Below are 20,110 nucleotides of genomic sequence, written 5' to 3'. Positions count from 1 at the left end.
CGTCTCGCGCCCAGGTCAGCCCGGCGACAGCCGCCGGATTGTCGAGCTGCTCAACCAGGTCGAGAATCAACTGCTCACCGTCACCGCGGCAGACAAAATCCACTTCGCTGCATTGCAGTTTCACCAGCGGCGCGTTCAGCGTCGCGAAGACGCCGCCAATGGCGACTTTGACCTTGGAATCTGAGGCGCAGATCTGGCGGGCGAGAATCTTGGCGTAGGGATAACTGGTCGTGCTCAGAAAACTCAACCCGACCAGTTGGGGCCGCCGCATGCGAATCTGCTCGACGATGACCTGGTTTGGAGTCTCGGGGTTGGCCTGGTCGAACATCACGCATTCATGGCCGGCGCGCTTGAGCACCGCGGAGAGCGACATGATGCCGATCGGCGGGAACCCCATAATGCGCAGGTTGCCGTTTTTCGCGCGGCCGTCCGCCGGCACGGCGTAAAATTGCGGGTCGCGAACATGGATTAGAAATACCAGCATGGCCACCTCTGGTCGTTGCCAACGCTCCGAGCCCGTGCTGTGCCCGCATCGCCCTTCGCCAGCAGGTGTGAGCCTACTCGCCGGACGCCGATTGCGCGAGTTCCCGTCGGGGAACACATCGCACCTCAGCCGTGCCGGCGATCCGACATCACGGGCGACAAATCCGGAGTTTGTGAAGATGCCGCTGCCTGTGTGTGGCGAATTACTGATTTCCCCACGAATCAGCAATTCGCCACAGACCAGATGAAGCTGCGTTCAGGCATTGTTCGCCACACTGCAATGGTCCGATCGATTTGATCGTGCAGCATTCGGCGCGTTTTGAAGCGCTGTCCAGGTTCGCGTCTATGAATTGGAGCGTCCAGTAGCGATACTTGGCTATCTGCTTCCGGGAAGGTAGTCGCAAATGCGTTGCGCGAAGTGCGGTACCGACAACGCCGCAGACGCGAGATTCTGCAATCAGTGCGCGACGCCCCTCAGTCGGGCGTGTCCAAAATGCGCTCGTCTGAACGCGCCTGATGCGAAATTTTGCGCGCAATGCGCCGCCCCGCTCGGTGGGCACGCCTCGCTTGGCTCCGATGTATCGGCTTCACCCGCCCCGGGAGATGGAGTTCGCGTCGCGCCCGAGCAGCCCGAGGCGCTCGCGACCGATGGCGAACGCAAGACGGTCACGGCGCTGTTTGCCGACATCAAGGGATCGATGGATCTGATGGAGGATCTCGATCCCGAAGAGGCCCGCGCACTTATCGATCCCGCCCTGAAGCTGATGATCGACGCTGTGCATCGCTACGACGGTTACATCGTGCAATCCACCGGCGATGGAATATTCGCGTTGTTCGGCGCGCCGGTCGCTCATGAAGACCATGCCCAGCGAGGTCTCTACGCTGCGCTGCGCGTGCAGGAGGGCATGGCCAGGTATTCGGCCAGCCTGCGCGCGGCGGGAAATCCGCCGGTCGAAATCCGGGTGGGACTCAACACCGGCGAAGTGGTGGTCCGCTCGATTCGGACCGATGATGCGCACACCGAGTACACGCCGATTGGGCACTCGATGAGCCTCGCGGCGCGGATGCAAACGCTCGCGCCGACAGGGTCAATAGTCATCACGGAGCAGACTCAGAAACTCACGGCCGGCTACTTCGATTTGAAGCCGCTCGGCGCGGCGCGAATCAAGGGCGTCAGCGATCCGATCAACGTGTACGAGGTGATCGGGATCGGTCCACTCAGGACGCGCCTGCAGATGTCGGCTTTGCGCGGGTTGTCAAAGTTCGTGGGCCGGCGCGCGGAGCTGGATCAGCTGGACAAGGCGCTCGAGCTGGCGCGCGGCGGACACGGCCAGATCGTTGCGGCGATGGCCGAGGCTGGAGTCGGCAAGTCGCGCCTGTTTTACGAATTCAAGATGCGCGGGCAAAGCGAGTGCCTGGTGCTCGAGGCGTTCTCGTTCTCGCACGGCAAAGCGTCGGCGTATCTGCCGGTGCTGGATCTGCTCAAGAGCTATTTTCGAATTGTTGATCGCGACGACGAGCGGACGCGGTGCGAGAAAGTTACCGGCAAGGTGCTGTCGCTGGACCGTGCGCTGGAAGATACGCTGCTGCATCTGTTCGCGATGCTTGGGATTCGGTCCGGCGATGCAAGGCTGGACGAAATGGATCCTTCGATTCGACGCCGGCGCACGCGCGAGGCGGTCAAGAGTCTCATCGTGCGCGAGAGCATGAACCAACCGCTGATCGTTATCTTCGAGGATCTGCATTGGATCGACACGGAGTCCGAAGCGATCCTGAACCTGATTGCCGACTCGATCGGTACCGCGCAAATTCTGATGATGGTCAACTATCGGCCCGAGTATCGCCACAACTGGGGCAACAAGACCTACTACACTCAGTTGCGGCTCGATCCACTGGGGCCCGACAATGCTGCCGAGCTGCTGACGGCAATGTTGGGCGAAGCGGCCGCGCTCGATCCACTCAAGGCGGCGATCATCCAGCGCACCGAGGGCAATCCATTTTTCATCGAGGAAATGGTGCAGGTGCTGTTCGACCAGGGCGCGCTCGTGCGAGACGGTACGGTGTCACTTGCCAAGCCGCTCACCTCGATCGAGATACCTTCGACCGTCAAGGGCATCCTGGCCGCGCGAATCGACAAGCTCGCGCCGGCGGACAAAGACTTGCTGCAATCGCTCGCGGTGATCGGCAAGGAATTTCCGGTCGGCCTGGTGCGGCGCGTCGTCGGCAAGCCCGATCATGAACTCGCTCCGATGCTTTCGAACCTGCAGGCAGCCGAGTTCATCTATGAACAACCCGCGTTTCCCGAAAACGAATACACCTTCAAGCACGCTTTGACGCAGGAAGTTGCTTACGGCTCCGTGCTGATGGAGCGGCGGAGGATTCTTCACGAGCGCACGGCGCTGGCGCTCGAAGCGATGTTCGCGGCGACGCTCGACGATCACCTGACCGACCTGGCGCATCACTACGGCCACAGCGCCAACGCGCCCAAGGCGATCGAATACCTGAGCCGTGCGGCGGAGCAAGCGGGGATCCGCTCTGCATACAACGACGCGATACGGTACGCGCGCGAGGCACTGCTGCGGATAGGCGAGCTGCCCGAATCGCGGGAACGCGATCAACGCGAGCTGAAGATACAGATGATGCTGGGACCGCTGATCGTCGCGGTACAGGGTTTTTCGTCGCCGGAGATCGCGGGCACCATCGCGCGCACGCAGGAACTCTGCTGCCGCGCCGGTGAGACGCCCGAAACTTTCGGCGTGCTGTTTGGTGTGTGGAGCTTCAATCATGCCAGCGGGAAACTGCGCGAGAGCCGCGTCATCGCGGAGCAGTTGCTGGCCATGGCAGCCAGGATGCAAAGCGATCTTGCGACAGCAGGTGCGCACAACGCGATGGGATCGACGCAACTCTGGATGGGCGAGTTTTCCGCGGCGCGTGAACACCAGGAGATGGTCGCCAAGATCTACAATCGCGACATTCCGCGCTATCTGCCGTCGATGCAGGCGCCGGTCATACCGTCGCGCTGCCATCTCGCGTGGGCGCTGCATATAGGCGGGCATCCGGAGCAGGCGAGACAGCGCATGCGCGAGGCAGACGATATGGCGGCGCAGCTCCGCCGTCCCTTCAGCCTTGCATTTGTTCACCTGTACGCGATCGTGCTCAATCATTTCCGGCACGAGTACGCGGATGTGCGGTCCCGGTCTGAAACCCTGATCGAACTTTCGACCGAATACGGATTTCCGTATTGGCTGGCGGCGGGAAAAATGTGCCTCGCGCGCACGATTGCCGGCGAAGGATACTATCGGGGTGATGAAGCTGCGCTGACGACCGGCCTCACGATGATGAAAGAGTCCGCCGAGCATCTGGCCGCCAGTAACGCTGACCTGATCTACTCGTTCTCATTCGTGCTGCTTGCGGAACTGTACCTTATGATGAAGCGTCCCGATGAATGTCTGCGAGAACTCGACCTGGCGGCTCAGCGGAGTGAGCAAATGGACCATCGATTGCTCGAAGCGGAAATTCACCGGCTCCGCGGCCAGACGATGCTAATCCTGCCGGACGGTGCAGCCGAAGCGGAGCGATGCTTCCGGCGTGCGATCGAGATTGCGGTGCGGCAACAGGCGCGCTCGTGGGAACTCCGCGCGACAACCAGCCTCGCCGGCCTGCTCGACCAGCAAGGCAAACGCGACCAGGCTCGCACAATGCTCGCCGAAATCTCCAACTGGTTCACCGAGGGCATCGACACCGCGGACCTGAAAGACGCCAAGTCGGTGCTCGCTGGACTGAACGCGTAGCTGAGAAATCAGGGGAGCATCATTTTCAAATCAGATCTCAAGATAGGCGTGGCTCAAGAATCCGACGATTCCGCTAACTACCATCAAGCCGAACGCGGTCGCTGTTGTGATCAAAGCTCCCCTAAGGGAAATGTTTGTCGCCATGTCATCCTCGCTTTGTTAAAATTGACTGTCCGCTCAATACAACTCTATATTTATGGGAACCGTCGCTTCAGAGATATCTTACTCTCGTTTCTCCGTCTTCTCGCACCTCCACTTCCCCAGTCAGGAGTTCCAGCGGAGCAATTCGAAGGGGATTCGCGTCCGCTCTCCATGTCCCTGAATATTTGATGCGGTCTTCGTCCCGCAGGTGTTTCAGCGCCCAACGAAACCTGGTCTTCCACCTCTGCTCAGAGCACGAAGAAAAAGGTTCGTCATCTTCTGAATTCAGCATCGTACCTAATCTTGTCATGGCTGCTTGGGTAAAGCTTGATATATAAATGTTGGGTTGAAACGCAACCCATTTTGCGCTTCCGCTTCTGAGTCGTATGCGAGAATCGCCATCGAATCGATGTGCTTAGAAGAGAGGGGCTGCGATCTGAACCACAAGCGGCTCACCTGATCGAGATCGAAAGACCTCCGATACATAGATCGTGACACGACGGCGTACCGGCCGACGCGCAACGATTGGTGAGCACGAACCCGGGACGAATCAGGCGGCGAGGCGTTCGTAGCGATGATGCAAGCCGCCGACCTGAGAGATGGCGATCACCTTTCCGATCCTGCGTGGCATGATCGGGCGCGGGTCCGGGCAATCCTTCTCGAGCGATAGATGCGTGAGGGTGCGTTGGTAGTAGTCGACGTACGAGGACAGGACTCGGCGTAAATGACGCTCGTTGAAGATCACGATGTGATCTAAACACTCGCGGCGAATCGAACCGATTACGCGCTCGACATAAGCGTTCTGCCACGGGAAGCGTGGCGCCGTGATGACTTCCGCGATGCCCATCGCTTCGACCCGGCTGCGGAAGTCCGAGCCATACGATGCGTCACGGTCGCGCAGCAGATACCGGGGCGCCGTGTTCCATGGAAATGCTTCGGTTACCTGGCGCGAGAGCCAGGCTGCGGTCGGATGCTCGGTGACGGCAGTGCGTACGATATTCCTGCGATCGTGGGCCAGAATGACCATCACGTAGAGCAGCCGAAACGATGCGGACGCCAGAACGAACATATCGATCGCAGCGATGCCTTCGGCGTGATTGCGCAGGAAAGTCCGCCAGTTCTGAGAAGGTGTTCCCCGTCTTCGCACCATGTACTTGGCGACTGTCGCTTGGCTGACCTCGATGCCGAGCTTGAGCAGTTCACCGTGGATCCGGGGCGCACCCCAGAGCGGGTTGGCGCTGCTCATCTGCCGAATCAGATTGCGAATCTCTCGATCCGCTGACGGCCGTCCGGATCTCGACCGCCATCGCCAAAACAGGCGAAATCCCTGACGGTGCCATTGGATCACCGTGGCCGGCTTGACCAACACCATCATTTCCAGACAGCGCGGCCACAATCGGTAGAGCAAGACCCAGAGCAAGCGGTCGATCGCGAACAGCCGGGGTCGACCCGGCCGCTGCCGGCGAAGAACGTGCAGCTGATGACGCAGGGCGAGGTTCTCTAGCTCCACAACCGCCCGACTACGGAATCGGCAGACAAGCCGAGAAACGATCGATCGCACGAGCTTAAGCATGCCGGCGATATTGCGTCAGTGAATCCAAAAACTCCAGACTTTTCGGCGCATTCGGAATTTTTAGTAGCCACAGCCGAAGCCAACCGGCCAGAATCACCACGACTTTTTCACAACCGATTCCGGTCTGTCGTAGCGCAAAAGCGTGGCCAGAATCGCCGTTCAAAAACGGCTCTGCGAAAAGCCTGCCCATAGTGGAGGGTTGTCTTGGCAGGCGGGTTGGGCCCGCGTTGCGTGAATGGTCCATCAAAATGCCGGCCCACTAGCGCGAGAGCGGCGGCCCGTGGCGGAGATTCATCGACATTGAGTTATCCGTGCAACCGACAACTTCGCCAAGCGCAGGCGGTTCCCGCAAAAAAAGTGTCTTTTTGTGTCTGAGGCGAGCAAATCCGATACGATGCGAGGGCTCCCCGATTTGGGAAACCCTCGCATTTTCCTATCCGATCGGATGCGAGCCGATGCCATCAGAAGCCCCTGACCACCTTAGCAATCTGGTGCCTTTTTTGACTCACCGTCGTTCCTCAGTTTCGTGAGGCTGCGACCGCCTTATTGATAGAGCATTCGCGATTCCGGCGGGGCGTTCGCTCGCCCCTCGGACGAAGCTCTAAGCGGAAAAGGCCCGAGCCCTTTCGAGCCCGGTCCTTCTTCCCAGCTGGTGGCCAAGCTACTTCTTGACCTTCACTTTGCTCGCCCGCGCCGCGGATCCGTAGCGTTTGCTAAAGCACTTGCGGCATCGGCGATCCCGCCGCTTGATGAAACTCGGAGCCAGGTCATTGCTCCCGCAATAGCGGCAAACCAGTTTGCCCGATTTCGACTTACTGCCCATCTCCTTCCTGATCGGCCGTGCAGGCTGGGCCTTTCTCGGGGCAGCCTTTTTCCGGACCGCGTTCTTACCGGCCGACCGCGCCGCATCCTTCTGATCCGGCTTGGCCGGGGATGGGGAACTTCCGATCGGTAGTTTATGCCCGCTTCCGTTCGCCAATTTCGGATGTTCCATTCGCACTAAATCTCCTTGAGCCGTAAGGGCTCCGTGGGATGTTTGCTCTGGTCGGCGCGTGAAGCGAGTGGTTTCCCCCAATTTTCCCAACGTCACTGGCGCAGAAGGGTAGAGGCTGGCTATTAGCACGGATCGAAGGTCTGCAACGATCAGGGCGATTGGAAGGCGAATGGGAATCGCAGCAGAGAAGACAAGACCTGGTAAGAGCGTATATTGGCCGAAATTTCCTGCCCCACACGACTGGCTCCGTGCCGCGAATCGAGCAATGTGTGTGTGTGGTAGAGGCGGCAGATAGCGCGCCTCAAGGAGGACCACATATGAGTTTGGATGCCAAGCTGAAGGTCGCGAAACATCGAGAGAAACGATCATGAAGCGGCGGGCGCCCGTTCTGGATCGTGGTGCGCTCAGCGCGGAGGTCGCGGGTCTATCGAAGGCCAGTATCAAGGACCTTCGCGAGCGCTGGAAGAGGTTGTATGGCAATGAGCCGTCAGGCCATATCGGCCGGGCCCTTCTGATTGGGGCGATCGCCTACCGCCTCCAGGAAGAGGCTTTCGGTGGTCTCAAGCCATCCACGCAACGGATCCTTGACCGTGTTTGCGATGGCCGCGAAGAGATTGGTCAGGAGGGCATTGCGAAACGGCGGGCCAGTGCAGGGACCGTGCTGATCCGGGAGTGGCGAGGCGTCAGGCACCGGGTCGTCGTACTCGATAATGACGTCACCTACCGCGGTCGGCGTTACAAATCGCTTTCGGAAGTAGCGCGCGCGATTACCGGCACCCGCTGGTCGGGACCGTTGTTCTTCGGCCTGAAGCATCGAGCCAAGGAGGTGGCCAATGGCTAGCGCCCCGATCAGGCGTTGCGCAATTTACACCCGCAAGTCCTCGGAAGAAGGACTGGAGCAAGACTACAACTCGCTGCACGCACAGCGCGAAGCGTGCGAGGCGTTCATCAGGAGCCAGGCCGGCGAGGGCTGGAAGTTGATCAAGACGGCCTACGACGACGGGGGCTTCTCGGGCGGTACGATAGAGCGACCTGCGTTACAGCAGCTCATGTCGCACATTCGCGAGGGCTCGATCGATGTCGTGGTCGTATACAAGGTCGATCGCCTGACCCGGTCGCTCGCCGACTTCGCCAGAATGGTCGAGCTATTCGACGCCCATAACGTATCGTTTGTGGCGGTCACCCAGCAGTTCAATACCACCACCTCGATGGGCCGACTCACCCTGAACGTGCTGCTGTCGTTCGCGCAGTTCGAGCGCGAAGTCATCGGCGAACGCATCCGCGACAAGGTCGCCGCCTCCAAGCGTAAGGGAATGTGGATGGGAGGTTCTGTTCCGATTGGATACGACGTCCGTGAGCGCAAATTGCTGGTCAACGAAACCGAAGCCAAGAACGTACGGCATATTTTTGAGCGCTATCTCGAAATCGGCAGCGTCCGGCTCTTGAAGAAGGATTTGGACAGCCGCGGAATTGTGTCGGCCGCCAGGGCGTCAAGGAAGGGCAATACACGGGGAGGCAAGCCGTTCTCGCGCGGTGCGCTCTACAACGTGCTCTCCAACCCGATCTACGTGGGCGAGATCCGACATCGGAATGAACGCCATCCGGGACAGCACGACGCCATTGTTAGCCGCGATCTTTGGGAGAGGGTCCAACAGCAACTACGCAGCCGGGCGGTCAGGCAGGGTGAAGGCCGCAAGACCGAGGCGCCGCGAAGTCCGCTGGCGGGCAAGCTATTCGACGAGAGCGGCGAGCCGCTGTACGTACAGGGCGCAGCAAAAGGCCAACGCCGCTACCGCTATTACGTTTCTCGAAGACTGGTCAGAGGCGAGTAGAAAGACGCAGAACATGCGTGGCGGATATCCGCGCCCGAAATCGAGCAGACCGTCTCTGCTGCGGCTCGGGAGATTCTCGGCGACCGTGCGGCGATCGCGCTCGCGCTTGAAGAGTCCAGCACAGACCCTGATCGGCTGAAACCGTTTCTCGAGTCTGCTCGGCTGTGGGTTGAACGTCTGCGGTCCGATACGGAAGCCGCACCAGCGCTGAGCGAGCTAACGGAGCGCGTCGACCTCAGCCGCGAGGGTTTCCGGCTCTCGTTGAAGTTGCCACTACCACCTGCTGAAACGGGGGGCCGTGCACCTACGGATCATCTTTCTCTCATGAAATTACTCCCCATGCAGATGAAGCGCCGCGGTGTCGAAATGCGGATGGTGCTCGAAGGCGACTCCACGCCCAGCCGGGTCGACCTTCCGCTGCTCAAGGCCGTTGCCCGCGCCCGCAGGTGGTCGCAAGACCTGATCGCAGGCCGCGCTCAGTCTGTTGACGAGCTAGCGAAACGGGAACGGCTCGATGGCCGATCATTGCGGCGGCTGCTTCAGCTTGGGTTTTTGTCACCAAGGATCGTCGAGGCGATCGCCGCGGGCCGCCAGCCATTGGACCTCACCGTAATCGGTCTCACGCGTCGGATCGATCTCCCCTTGCTCTGGAGCGCGCTGGAGCAAGTGCTCGGCATGCGCTAATTCCCCGCCCGGCCTGATTTCCAGGGTGGACAAGATAGCGTGCTCGGCCGCGTCGGCTCGGCAAATTCCCGCGATCCCATGGCCTTACGGATGGACCTAGCAAAATCGCGCCCGGATAGGTTCTGCCCGATTCTGGCTATTCCCGCCGTCTCGGGCGCTCTCCGGGTCCGCGCGCGATCGCGAATCGCGCGCACACGCGCCGATTTCGATCAATTCTCTGACATCTCCAAAAATCTGGAGACTGAAATGTGGTCCAAGCTGGATTTGAACCCGGGGCCCCTCAATCGTTTTTGCTCGGACAATTGTCCACGGATTTGGCGAGATATTCGAGACGAGATTAAAGCAGCAGTGCTGCAGAGAATCTTATCGCCTAGAATTCGCCTTGCACTGCCGAACCTACTCGTTTTGCACCGTCATGAGTGCTCATCGCCGCCCCGCCAAATGATTTCTTCGTTCCCGGTCCCAGAAGGCCGCACCCTTTTGCGCTACTGCTCTGACCGGAGCTGTTGGCATCGAAATTGGCGGCGTCCAAAAACGGAAATTCCATCCGGTCTTGATTTTCGATTGCGTCTGCTGACGATCGTGCTGCAGAAGTTCACCCTCCGCTAGATGCGTTAGGAAAGGTGCAACCCTCGATTGGCAGGAATGGAGGCGCGTGCTAGTTCACACGTTGAGCCGGCACCGCGGGTTCCGAGGGGGAGCATGCTTTGTTGCCTTTGTGCACCTCATCCTTGGCGATACCTAGACGACACGGTCTGTCTGTCGAAGCAGCGGGACCTCGTCGACGAACCTCGGCAAGCCGAGGCGCCCGAGGAGCTTGAGAGGCGCGCGAAGATGAGAGTGAAAATGAAGCTTATAGCGACCGCGCTGAGTGCGCTGGCAGCTCTGTCGATCGCGAGCTCGCCAAGCGCCGGTGTGAATCCCGGAGATACGATCACGAAGGATCAGGCCGACAAGGTCGCCGACCTCGTGAGTCCGGGGAACCTGGTCTTGGTGAAACAGGGCATGACGATGAAAATCGTGCCGACCGGGCGCCTCGAATGGCCACCGCCGTACAAGTCGGCGACCGAGAAGTATTCGCCGCAGGTGAATCTCGCGCCCGACGGAACGCTCAAGGGCTACGCGGCGGGGCTTCCGTTTCCGCTCGTCGATTCGAACGATCCTCAAGCCGCGCAGAAAGTGATGTGGAATTTCAGCTATCGCCCGCTCTACACCGACGATGCGATAGCCAAGAACGTCGAGCTCGCGAGCTACCGGCCCGGCTCGGCGCCCGCCGATCCGGTCGAGCATTTCACGATCGGCAACGTGGGATTCTACAACAACACCGGCCGCACCGAGGTCAATCCCATACCGACCAATTCCGACGCGCTCGCTGCCGGAATCCGCTACCGGTTCGGCGCGTATCCCGTCCTCGAGCCGTCAGAGCTGCGCGGATTCGGCCTCATCCGCTATCGCAACATGGATCCGAAGATCGAGGACAACAGCTGGATGTCTACTCCGAGCTCGCGGCGTGTGCGTCGGATATCGGCCAACGAACTCTCGGACGTCCTCGGCATGTACGACGCGGGCTTTGGCGGTGGAAGCGGCGCGGCGTCTTACGCGAGCAACCTCGATCCAGATTCGTTCTTCGGCTTCGCCGCGAAAATCGAGGACTTCAACTACAAGCTCCTCGGCGAGAAGTCGATGCTCGCGGTTGCGAATGCCGCCAACTCTCCGGCCAAGTTATGCGAAGGCGACGGCGGCCGGACCATCTGTCCCGAAAACTGGGAGATGCGCCGGGTTTACGTGATCGAAGCGGACGCGAAGCAGACCTCTCTTCTCGGCAGCGGCGTTTCCATTCCAAAGCGAATCTTCTATATCGACTCCGAAGGATGGTTCATCACCGCGTCGGATCAGTACGATCGCGAAGGCAAGCTGTGGAAGACTTTGGCGACCTTCAATGCGTACCGCGACCGGCCGGTGCCCGACGCGCGGGTCGCCATCTGGCCGTTCAAGCGGATGTTCCAAACCGCCCTGGTCGATGAAGACGTCACGAACGGATTCTCAACCGTGCTGCTCTCGCCGGGATTCGAGACCGAAGAACATGAGGGCTGGTACATCAATATGGGCGTCGCGTCGGACAATTTTTTCAATCCGGTGACGATGTCCAACGCGGCGCACTAGGAACCCTGAATACGGAGTCATCATCATGTCCACCACTCGCGGCGAAATCCAAAAACTGAAATTCACCGGCGCCGTCGATGCCGACGGGCACATCCGGCTCATCAACCATCTCCCGGTTGAGCGCGCAGTTATCTCTCCGCCATTCAAGTGGGCGCCATCCAGGGGAGCTGAACTGGTCACAGGGAGATGGCACCTCTATCGCGTGGTTTGCGCGGAGGAAGATATCACCCTGTTCCAGCAGCACATCCGGCCCGGCTGGTACGCGCACTTCTGGAAGGACGAACGGCTCACGATCATTTACAGCGACGCGCGTTTCGATGCCGCCCTGAACGATCGCTCCACCTGGACGGACGCCGTCGCCCATGGCAGGACACATGACATTCCAGAGCGTGAACTCGACTTCAAAGATATCTGACGCTAATGGCCGCCTTCCCCCGGCCGGAGATCGCGGCGGTCCCACGGATGGACCTAGCAAGATCGCGCCCGGATAGCTTTTGGCCGATTCTGCCGATTTGCGGCGCTTTAGGCGTTCTCTGGGTCCGCGCGTGAGCGCAAATCGCGCGCACACGCGCGCTTTTCGAGCGATTCTCCGCGATGCGCGAAGACCAAGAGACTGAAGTGTGGAGCAGAAGGGATTTGAACCCTCGACCCCTACGTTGCGAACGTAGTGCTCTCCCAGCTGAGCTACTGCCCCATCCAAGACCGAGACGCGATTACTATTGTGAGATAACTGACTTCAAGTAAGCTCGCAACCTTTCGGCCAGATCGGGGCGTTTCAATCCGAAGCCGATTTGCGCCGAGATGAACCCCACGCGATCACCCAGGTCATAGCGGACACCCTCGAACTCGTAGCCGTAAATCTTGCGGCGCCCCGTCAGCGCCATCAGCGCGTCGGTCAACTGAATTTCGCCTCCAGCGCCCGGCCTACCCGCGGCCAGCAGTTCGAAGATATCGGGCGTCAGCACGTAGCGGCCCATGATTGCGAATTCGCTCGGCGCTTTTTCGGGCGACGGTTTCTCGACCATCCCACGGAGTTCGTAAGTCCGCTCGCCGACGGCTTTGAGATCGACGATGCCGTACTTCGAGATCTCGCTGCGCGCAACCTTGAGCAGCGCGACCACCGGCGCGTCACGTGTCTCGGCCACATCCAGGAGCTGGCGCAGGCACGGCCGCGGGCAATCGAAAATGTCGTCGGGGAGCATCACGGCGAACGGTTCATCGCCGACCGCCTCGCGCGCTTGCAGCACCGCATGGCCGAGGCCGAGCGGATGTCGCTGTTCGGCGATCGTAATCCTGGCCGGATTGTTGCTGCGTCGGACGAGTTCAAGGATGTCGCGTTTGTCGCGGGCTTCGAGATAGCGCTCGAGTTCCGCGTTGGGCTCGAAGTGATCGACGACGGTCGTCTTGCCGGGGCTGATGACGAGAATGATTTCCGCGATGCCGGAGGCGACTGCCTCCTCGACGACGACCTGGATCGCCGGCGTATCCACCACCGGCAAAAGTTCCTTGGCGATCACCTTCGACGACGGAAGCATCCGCGTGCCCATCCCGGCTGCGAGAATGACCGCCTTTTTTACTTTCATAGCAGTGCGATTTTCCGGGTTGGAGGCGTACTCAGGTCTTCTGCTCGCGCGCTTCCTGTGCCGATTTGCATGCAATGCAAAGCGTGGTGACGGGGCGCGCCTTCAGCCGCTCGATCCCGATTTCGCCGCCGCATTCCTCGCATCGCCCGTACGATCCATCTTCGATTCGTGCGAATGCTTCGCCGATTTTGGAGAGCAACTTGCGCTCGCGATCACGCATTCGCAGCAGGAAATTGCGATCCGATTCGAGCGCGGCCCGATCAGTCGGGTCTGCGTAGGCCTCTTCCGACTCGTGGTTCATGGTGCCGACCGCGCGCTCCGATTCCTGGAGAATGTCGCGTTTGCGGCCTTCGAGCAATTTTCGGAAAAGATTGAGGTCTCTTTGCCTCACGGTTGAACTGTCCGTCACGAGCCGAGTTTTTGATTCTATCGACGCCCTGCTACCATGTAAAGGTTGCGGGATGAAAACGGCTTATCTCGACGCGTTCTCCGGCCTCAGTGGCGACATGATCGTCGGCGCAATCCTCGATTGCGGTGCGGATTTCGACCAATTCGAGCGCGCGATCAAGTCGGTGCCGATCGCAGGTTATCGGCTCTCGACCCGGCGCAAAATCTCAAGCGGGATCTCGGCGCTTAAGTTCGATGTCACCGTGACGGAGCCACAGCCGCAGCGTCATTTTGGCGAGATTCGCGCGCTGATCGAGGCCTCTACGCTGGCCGCGACCGTCAGGCATCGCGCGATCTCGATCTTCGAAGTGCTTGCCCAAGCCGAGGCGAAGATTCACAACATCACACCCGATCTCGTTCATTTTCACGAAGTCGGCGCGGTCGATTCGATCATCGACATTGTCGGCACGGCATGGGGACTCGAGCATCTCGGCGTCAGCGACGTGATCGTGTCTGTGCTCCCGATGGGGGCCGGATTCGCGCGCTCGCGGCACGGAGCCATTCCCGTGCCGGCGCCGGCGACGGCGGAGTTGCTGTCGGGATTCCCGGTGAAAATCGGCGACGGTGCGCACGAGATGGTCACGCCGACCGGCGCGGCGGTGGTCCGCGCGCTGGCGCGTCCGGCGAAGCTCCCGCTCGCGTTCGAAGTCGAGAAAATCGGCTACGGCGCGGGCGCGCGCGAGCTGGAAGATCGGCCCAATGTGTTGCGGCTGATGCTCGGGTACGAGCGGGCCGCGTTCGACAGCGACGAGATGATCGAGATATCCGCAAATATCGACGACCTTAGCCCGCAGATTTACGACCATGTGATGCAGCGCCTGTTCGCCGCAGGTGCGCGCGACGTGACTATTACGCCCACGATGATGAAGAAGAGCCGCCCGGCGGTGACCCTGGGCGTGATCGCCGAGGCCGCGCGCCGCGACGCGATCGCGGAGATTATCTTTGCGGAGACCTCGACGATCGGACTGCGGTTTCATGCTGTCGAGCGGCTGAAATTGCATCGCGAGATTCACGAGATCGAGACGCGATGGGGCAAGGTTCGCGTCAAGACATCGGGCGCGCATGGCCGCGAGCCGACTACGATTTCGCCAGAATACGATGACTGCCGGCGAATCGCCGCGGAGCACAAAGTAGCGCTGCGCGTCGTGATGGAGGAAGCGCGGGACGCCGCACGAGCGCGCGGACCGGCGCCTTCCGGCGAAAAATGACTTCCGAACACCTGCATGTCAACGAAATCTTTTACAGCATCCAGGGCGAATCCACGCACGCGGGCCGTCCATGCGTGTTCGTGCGATTAACCGGATGCAACCTGCGATGCAAATGGTGCGACACCGAGTACGCATTCTACGAAGGCCGCCAGATGCCGATTGCCGAGGTCGCCGAAATAATTCGCGGCTACCGCTGCGGCCTGGTCGAAGTGACCGGCGGCGAGCCGCTGCTGCAGGAGGGCGTGTATCCGCTGACGGATGCGATGCTCGAATCGGGCCAGACCGTGATGATCGAGACGTCGGGGGCGGTGGACGTCGGCCGGCTCGACCCGCGCGTCATCAAGATCATGGACCTCAAATGTCCGGGCAGCGGCGAATGTGAACGAAATCTTTGGAGCAACCTCGACCATCTGACCCGGCGCGACGAGATCAAATTCGTAGTCGCCGATCGTGCGGATTACGAATGGGCCAGGGACGCAATCGTCGCGCGCGATCTTGCCCCGCGCGTGGGCGCGCTATTGTTGAGTCCCGTGTTCGGACAACTGGCGCCTGCCGCGCTGGCGGCGTGGATGCTCGAGGATCGATTGCCGGCGCGGCTGCAATTGCAGATGCATAAGCAGATCTGGCCGGGCATTTCCCGCGGCGTGTGATCGCGCGCGGGCTGCCGAATTCATCGCGTCGGCGCCGCAGAATGCTGTCGCACGGGATCGCCCGACAGCAACTGCTGCGCTTTGCGCAGCGCCGCCTCGGTCTCGCGCAGCAGATCGGCGAACACTTCCGCCGCCGGCTTGATCTCGCGAATCAGTCCTGCGCCCTGTCCGGTCGGCATGAATGTGCGATTGGGATCGAAGCCGTCGCCGTCGCGTCCCGTAAAGTTCATGACTCCGTTGTGTTGCGAAGTCAGCGCCTGCAAAGGGAACGGCTGAATCTTCGAGGGATCCTTCTCCCACTCGAGCGCATATTCGGTGCGGATGACGCGGCAGGTCTTGCCGGTGTACGCGCGCGTGCGCATGGTGGAATCCTCGTGTGCCTTCAAGATCGCGTCGCGGTAGCCCGGCGCCGCCTGCGCCTCGGGCGTTGCGATAAAGCGCGTTCCGATCACGACGCCCTGCGCACCGACCGTGAGCGCCGCCGCGATCTGTCGTCCGTCGGCGATTCCTCCGGCGGCCAGCACCGGCAGCTTCACCGCGTCGATCATCTGCGGCACCAGCGAGAGCATCCCGATCTCGCCGGTATGTCCCCCCGCCTCGGTGCCTTGCGCGACGACCACGTCGGCGCCGGCCTGCTGCGACTTGACGCCGTGATGCACCTTGCCGCACATCACGACGATCTTCATCCCGTTGTCGTGCATCACCTTGACGAATTCCTGCGGCACCGAGAGTCCGGCGACGAACACCTTGATCTTTTCCTCGATCATCACGGGTACGTGCGGGCGCATCATGTCGGGAATCGGCGCGAGTAGATCGACGGCGAACGGCTTGTCAGTGAGCTCGCGAGTCTTGCGAATTTCCGCGCGCAGATCGTCGGGGCTCAGCGAGGCGGCACCAATAACGCCAAGTCCGCCGGCGTTGGAAACCGCGGCAACCAGCTTGTGCATCGCGACTCCGCCCATCCCGGCGAGCAGAATCGGATACTTGATTCCAAAGTAATCGCAAATCGGCGTGTGCAGCATCGAAACGTTCTCCAATGGTGAGCCGTCTGTGCGACTGGCTCCTGATGACATCTTTAGTCCGGCCGGTGCGGCGCGATCAAGCGCGTCTGTGGCCCCGCGGGTTGGCGTGATGCATAATCGCGTTCGCGTGCGGAGAGGTGGCCGAGCCCGGTTTAAGGCGCACGCCTGGAACGCGTGTAGACTCGAAAGGGTCTCGGGGGTTCGAATCCCCCCCTCTCCGCCATACAGTCTGGCATGTTTCCCTACTTATTGGAGAATCGATTAAATCGGCGCGTGGGGCGCGATTCACGCGCGGCGGTGGACCCGGAGAATGCCATCCGCCGCGGCTGAGCGCGAAAATCCGACAAAATTCTCTGTTCGCGATTTCGGCAGGTCCATCTGCGAACCGGCCAAGATCTTGCGGGAACCCGGTACGCACTTGGGAAGAATGCCTAACGCAAGCAACTCCGCCCGCGTGAGTCTAGCGAACATCCAGAGCACGCTCCTGCGCGCTCCAGAGCGGGGGCAGATCGATTCTTTGGGTCATTGCGAGGGTGGTGAGGTCCGCAGGCTGGCGACCTCTGGCGATCGCCTCGACGATTTTGGGCGCCAGAAACGCCAGCCGCATCATGCGTCGCACGTGACGGCCGGTAAGATGTTCTCGCCTGGCGATCTCGCCGATCGACCGCGCCCGGCCCTCCAGCAGATCGTTGGACCATCTATACGCACGGGCAGTCGCCGTGAGCAGCGGTAGATCGACGCGGGCCGCTGGTGTGGCGTCACCATCAATGATCAGCCGCATCTCGACCCCGCGCCGCTTCATCCGCATCGGGACGAATCGAGCGAGGGCAAGTTCGGTTGGGGTCGCGGAATCTCGCTCATCGTTGGCCAGGATCGGCAATTTGATCGAAACTTGGATGCCGTCCTGCTTGAGTCCGACGCGTTCGATTAGCCGGACAAGCGCGGGTGAGGCTTCCGTTTCGGACCGCAGGCTTTGTATCCAAGCCTCGGCGGCCTTGAATATCGAAGGCAATCGGCTCGAATCGATGTTGAGTTCTTCAATCGCTCCGGCGATCGCCGCTCGATCGCCGAGAATGCGCCGAGTCGCAGCGCCAACGGCTCGCTCAAGCTCCGGCGCAGCTACGCGCCACCCGCGCTGGTCATCTTGTACCGACCCCCTGACCAATCCGCGAGAGACGTAGTAGCGATAATGGCGCGCGCCTTTTACCGCGCCTTGCACATATAGGGGCTCGCCGTTCTCGTCAAACAGTTTCCCCGCAAGCGCGCTGGGAGGCGCCTTGGTCGGGCGTTCGCGATGCGTGGCGGCCTGATCGCACAAGCGCTGCTGGACCTTCTCCCAGAGTTCGCGGCTCACTATCGGCTCTTGTTGCCCCGGATGGCGTTCCTTTTTGTGGCGAATTTCGCCGAGGTAGATCGGGTTCGACAGCAGCTGGTACAGAGCCCCGCGCGAAAATTGCTGGCCTCCCGATTGCACGCCATTTTTCGACACCCGGACTTTGGAGACGATCTCGCGGCGCTCCAAATCGTTTCTCAGGAGCCGGACGGAACCGAGTTCGAGATATCGCTCATAGATGTGTTTAACGGTCGCGGCCTCAGCCGGGTTGATCACCAGCTTGTGATCGCGGACGTCATAGCCCAGCGGCGTCACACCGCCCATCCACATTCCCTTGCGTTTGGAAGCCGCTATCTTGTCACGGATCCGTTCGCCCGTTACCTCCCGCTCGAATTGCGCGAACGACAGCAGAACGTTGAGCGTAAGTCGGCCCATCGAGGTGGTGGTGTTGAATTGCTGGGTGACTGCGACAAACGAAACGCCGCGCGCGTCGAACACCTCTACCATCTTTGCGAAGTCAGCAAGCGAGCGGGTCAGGCGATCGACCTTGTAAACGACCACCACGTCGACGAGTCTCCGCCGGATATCTTCCAATAGGCGTTGCAGGGCGGGGCGCTCCATTGTGCCGCCCGAAAGGCCGCCGTCATCGTAGGCGGTTTTGACGAGCCGCCAGCCCTCGCCCGTCTGGCTTTTGATGAATGCCTCGCACGCTTCGCGCTGCGCGTGCAGCGAGTTGAAGTCCTGTTCAAGGCCCTCCTCTGAGCTTTTGCGGGTGTAAATTGCGCAGCGTCGTGTTCCCGACTTAGCGTGCTCCATCGCGGCTCTCCTCTTGCGATCGCTTGAGGCCGAAGAACAACGGCCCGGACCATCGAGTTCCGGTAATCTCGCGCGCGACTTCCGAGAGCGAACGGTAGTGCCTGCCTCGGAAACAAAATCCCTTTTCGAGAACGCTTACCTGATGGCTGATACCCCGCCATTCACGCACCAGCACCGCGCCGGGCCGCACGATGCGAGACGCTGCCGCAGCCAAAGCCGACCCGTTAGCGCCGTCATCGGCGAACTCTGCCAGCAGGCGCTGCGTCGAGGGCTTGAGTCCGCCGAAAGCTTTTTCCTGGAGGCGATATGCGATCGCGCGCGTCAGGAAGGACCGGCTGATATCGCGCGACGGCGCCTTTCCGAACATGGCTTTCCAGCGCTCGCGGAGATCATCAATACCCAGCTTCGACAGGCTCGCAATTTCCGCGGCGAGCGCCTCGCGGCCGATAGCCGCTGCCCGCCGCTTCATGATAGTTGCCCTCGATATTTCGCGACCTTCAACTTGGTATCCAACCTCATATGTGGTCCTCCTTTGAGGCGCGCGATTTGCCGCCCCGACTACACACACACATTGCTCGATTCGCAGCACGGAGCCAGTCATGCGGGGGAGATTTCGGGCGACGTCGGCTCTGACCAGGTCTCGTCTTCTCTGCTGCGATTCCCATTCGCCTTCCAATCGCCCTGATCGTTGCAGACCTTCGATCTGCGCCAATAGCCGGCCTACTACCCTTTTGCGCGAATGACGTTGGGAAAATCGGGGGAACCCGCTCGCTTCACGCGCCGACCAGAGCAAACATCCCAGCGAGCCCTTACGGCTTAAGGAGATTTAGAGCGAATGGAACACGCGAAACTGGCGAAGGGAAGCGGGCATAAACTACCGATCGGACACTCCCCATCTTCGGCCCGGAAGAAAGCTGACCGGGAAACGGCTGAGTCCGCACGGCCGCTCCGGAAGGAGATGGGCAGTAAGTCGAAATCAGAGAAACTGGTTTGCCGCTATTGCGGGAGCGATGATCTGGCTCCGAGTTTCATCAAACGGCGGGATCGCCGATGCCGCAAGTGTTTTAGTAAACGCTATGGGTCGGCGGCACGAGCGCAGATGGCGAAACTCAAGAAGTAATTTTGGCTACGACCTGGGAAGGGGATCGGGCCCGAAAGGGTTCGGCCCCTTCTCCAATTCAGGGCTTACATCTGGGGACGATGCTACAAATTCTCTAGCTCCACAACCGCCCGACTACGGAATCGGCAGGCAACAACCGAGATTGTACGTCGTCAGAACCTTTTGGACAAGTCAGCAATCGATTTAAGAGAGGATCTGGCCCATCTGGGTTGAGGTTGAGGCTGCAGTTGAGTAGTGCAGCCGGCGACGTTGGTCGAGGGTCTGCTGCCT

16 protein-coding genes and 2 tRNA genes are annotated in these 20,110 nt (G+C 60.6%); 9 read left to right on the top strand and 9 right to left on the bottom strand.

What is annotated here, in order from left to right:
• The coding region (locus tag ABR989_RS17080; RefSeq protein ID WP_428130519.1) for a cobalamin-dependent protein at window positions 1–601 on the bottom strand (601 nt) is incomplete at its 3' end.
• A gap of 286 nt (window positions 602–887) precedes the next feature.
• Here ABR989_RS17080 and ABR989_RS17075 point away from each other — a divergent pair.
• Complete coding sequence (locus tag ABR989_RS17075; RefSeq protein WP_428130518.1) at window positions 888–4,274, top strand: adenylate/guanylate cyclase domain-containing protein; 3,387 nt, start codon at window positions 888–890, stop codon at window positions 4,272–4,274.
• A 691-nt stretch (window positions 4,275–4,965) separates the two neighbouring features.
• Here the strand turns inward: ABR989_RS17075 and ABR989_RS17070 are convergent.
• Window positions 4,966–5,976 carry an integrase core domain-containing protein gene (locus ABR989_RS17070; RefSeq protein WP_428130517.1) on the bottom strand — a complete coding sequence of 337 codons (1,011 nt, stop codon included), beginning with the start codon at window positions 5,974–5,976 and terminating at the stop codon, window positions 4,966–4,968.
• Window positions 5,977–5,980: 4 nt separating this feature from the next.
• On the bottom strand, window positions 5,981–6,232 hold the full coding sequence (locus ABR989_RS17065; RefSeq protein ID WP_428130516.1) for a hypothetical protein: 252 nt from the start codon (window positions 6,230–6,232) through the stop codon (window positions 5,981–5,983).
• Between the two features lie 1,117 nt (window positions 6,233–7,349).
• Between ABR989_RS17065 and ABR989_RS17060 the strand changes: the two genes are divergently transcribed.
• The 5 genes from ABR989_RS17060 to ABR989_RS17040 all read left to right on the top strand — a co-directional run bounded on the left by ABR989_RS17060 (window position 7,350) and on the right by ABR989_RS17040 (window position 12,076).
• Entirely contained in the window at window positions 7,350–7,823 is a 474-nt protein-coding gene (locus ABR989_RS17060; protein ID WP_428130515.1) for a DUF2924 domain-containing protein, read from the top strand.
• Complete coding sequence (locus tag ABR989_RS17055) at window positions 7,816–8,814, top strand: recombinase family protein (protein ID WP_428130514.1); 999 nt, start codon at window positions 7,816–7,818, stop codon at window positions 8,812–8,814. Before ABR989_RS17060 ends, ABR989_RS17055 begins: the two co-directional genes overlap by 8 nt.
• 324 nt (window positions 8,815–9,138) lie before the next feature.
• Entirely contained in the window at window positions 9,139–9,498 is a 360-nt protein-coding gene (locus tag ABR989_RS17050; RefSeq protein ID WP_428130513.1) for a hypothetical protein, read from the top strand.
• An 846-nt stretch (window positions 9,499–10,344) separates the two neighbouring features.
• Window positions 10,345–11,661: a DUF1329 domain-containing protein gene (locus ABR989_RS17045; protein WP_428130512.1), complete on the top strand. Its 1,317-nt coding sequence runs from the start codon at window positions 10,345–10,347 to the stop codon at window positions 11,659–11,661.
• Between the two features lie 25 nt (window positions 11,662–11,686).
• Entirely contained in the window at window positions 11,687–12,076 is a 390-nt protein-coding gene (locus ABR989_RS17040; RefSeq protein ID WP_428130511.1) for a hypothetical protein, read from the top strand.
• 206 nt (window positions 12,077–12,282) lie between these two features.
• Here ABR989_RS17040 and ABR989_RS17035 read toward each other — a convergent pair.
• The 3 genes from ABR989_RS17035 to dksA all read right to left on the bottom strand — a co-directional run bounded on the left by ABR989_RS17035 (window position 12,283) and on the right by dksA (window position 13,635).
• Window positions 12,283–12,355, bottom strand: a tRNA-Ala gene (locus tag ABR989_RS17035).
• A gap of 22 nt (window positions 12,356–12,377) precedes the next feature.
• Window positions 12,378–13,244, bottom strand: coding sequence for a UTP--glucose-1-phosphate uridylyltransferase (locus ABR989_RS17030; RefSeq protein WP_428130510.1), 867 nt, complete (start codon window positions 13,242–13,244; stop codon window positions 12,378–12,380).
• A 31-nt stretch (window positions 13,245–13,275) separates the two neighbouring features.
• The gene (gene dksA, locus ABR989_RS17025; RefSeq protein ID WP_428130509.1) at window positions 13,276–13,635 is read right to left on the bottom strand and encodes an RNA polymerase-binding protein DksA; all 360 of its coding nucleotides are present in this window, start codon (window positions 13,633–13,635) and stop codon (window positions 13,276–13,278) included.
• A gap of 70 nt (window positions 13,636–13,705) precedes the next feature.
• Between dksA and larC the strand changes: the two genes are divergently transcribed.
• Together larC and ABR989_RS17015 are read left to right on the top strand one after the other, a co-directional pair.
• A complete protein-coding gene (gene larC, locus ABR989_RS17020; protein WP_428130508.1) occupies window positions 13,706–14,899 on the top strand; it encodes a nickel pincer cofactor biosynthesis protein LarC in 1,194 nt (397 codons plus the stop codon).
• Window positions 14,896–15,549 carry a radical SAM protein gene (locus ABR989_RS17015; RefSeq protein ID WP_428130507.1) on the top strand — a complete coding sequence of 218 codons (654 nt, stop codon included), beginning with the start codon at window positions 14,896–14,898 and terminating at the stop codon, window positions 15,547–15,549. The genes larC and ABR989_RS17015 overlap by 4 nt, the downstream gene beginning before the upstream one ends.
• 20 nt (window positions 15,550–15,569) lie before the next feature.
• Here ABR989_RS17015 and ABR989_RS17010 read toward each other — a convergent pair whose 3' ends face one another.
• Window positions 15,570–16,571: an NAD(P)H-dependent flavin oxidoreductase gene (locus tag ABR989_RS17010; RefSeq protein WP_428130506.1), complete on the bottom strand. Its 1,002-nt coding sequence runs from the start codon at window positions 16,569–16,571 to the stop codon at window positions 15,570–15,572.
• 131 nt (window positions 16,572–16,702) lie between these two features.
• Here ABR989_RS17010 and ABR989_RS17005 point away from each other — a divergent pair.
• A tRNA-Ser gene (locus ABR989_RS17005) sits at window positions 16,703–16,794 on the top strand.
• 237 nt (window positions 16,795–17,031) lie between these two features.
• Here ABR989_RS17005 and ABR989_RS17000 read toward each other — a convergent pair.
• Together ABR989_RS17000 and ABR989_RS16995 are read right to left on the bottom strand one after the other, a co-directional pair.
• Window positions 17,032–18,720, bottom strand: coding sequence for a recombinase family protein (locus ABR989_RS17000; RefSeq protein ID WP_428130505.1), 1,689 nt, complete (start codon window positions 18,718–18,720; stop codon window positions 17,032–17,034).
• Window positions 18,707–19,189 carry a DUF2924 domain-containing protein gene (locus ABR989_RS16995; RefSeq protein ID WP_428130504.1) on the bottom strand — a complete coding sequence of 161 codons (483 nt, stop codon included), beginning with the start codon at window positions 19,187–19,189 and terminating at the stop codon, window positions 18,707–18,709. The genes ABR989_RS17000 and ABR989_RS16995 overlap by 14 nt, the downstream gene beginning before the upstream one ends.
• Between the last annotated feature and the right edge of the window lie 921 nt (window positions 19,190–20,110).

This window comes from Binatus soli (SeqCode) (assembly GCF_050015535.1).
Lineage (GTDB): Bacteria > Desulfobacterota > Binatia > Binatales > Binataceae > Binatus > Binatus soli.
Note: the sequence above shows the minus strand (reverse complement) of the source record. Positions and strands in the feature narration are given on the sequence as shown.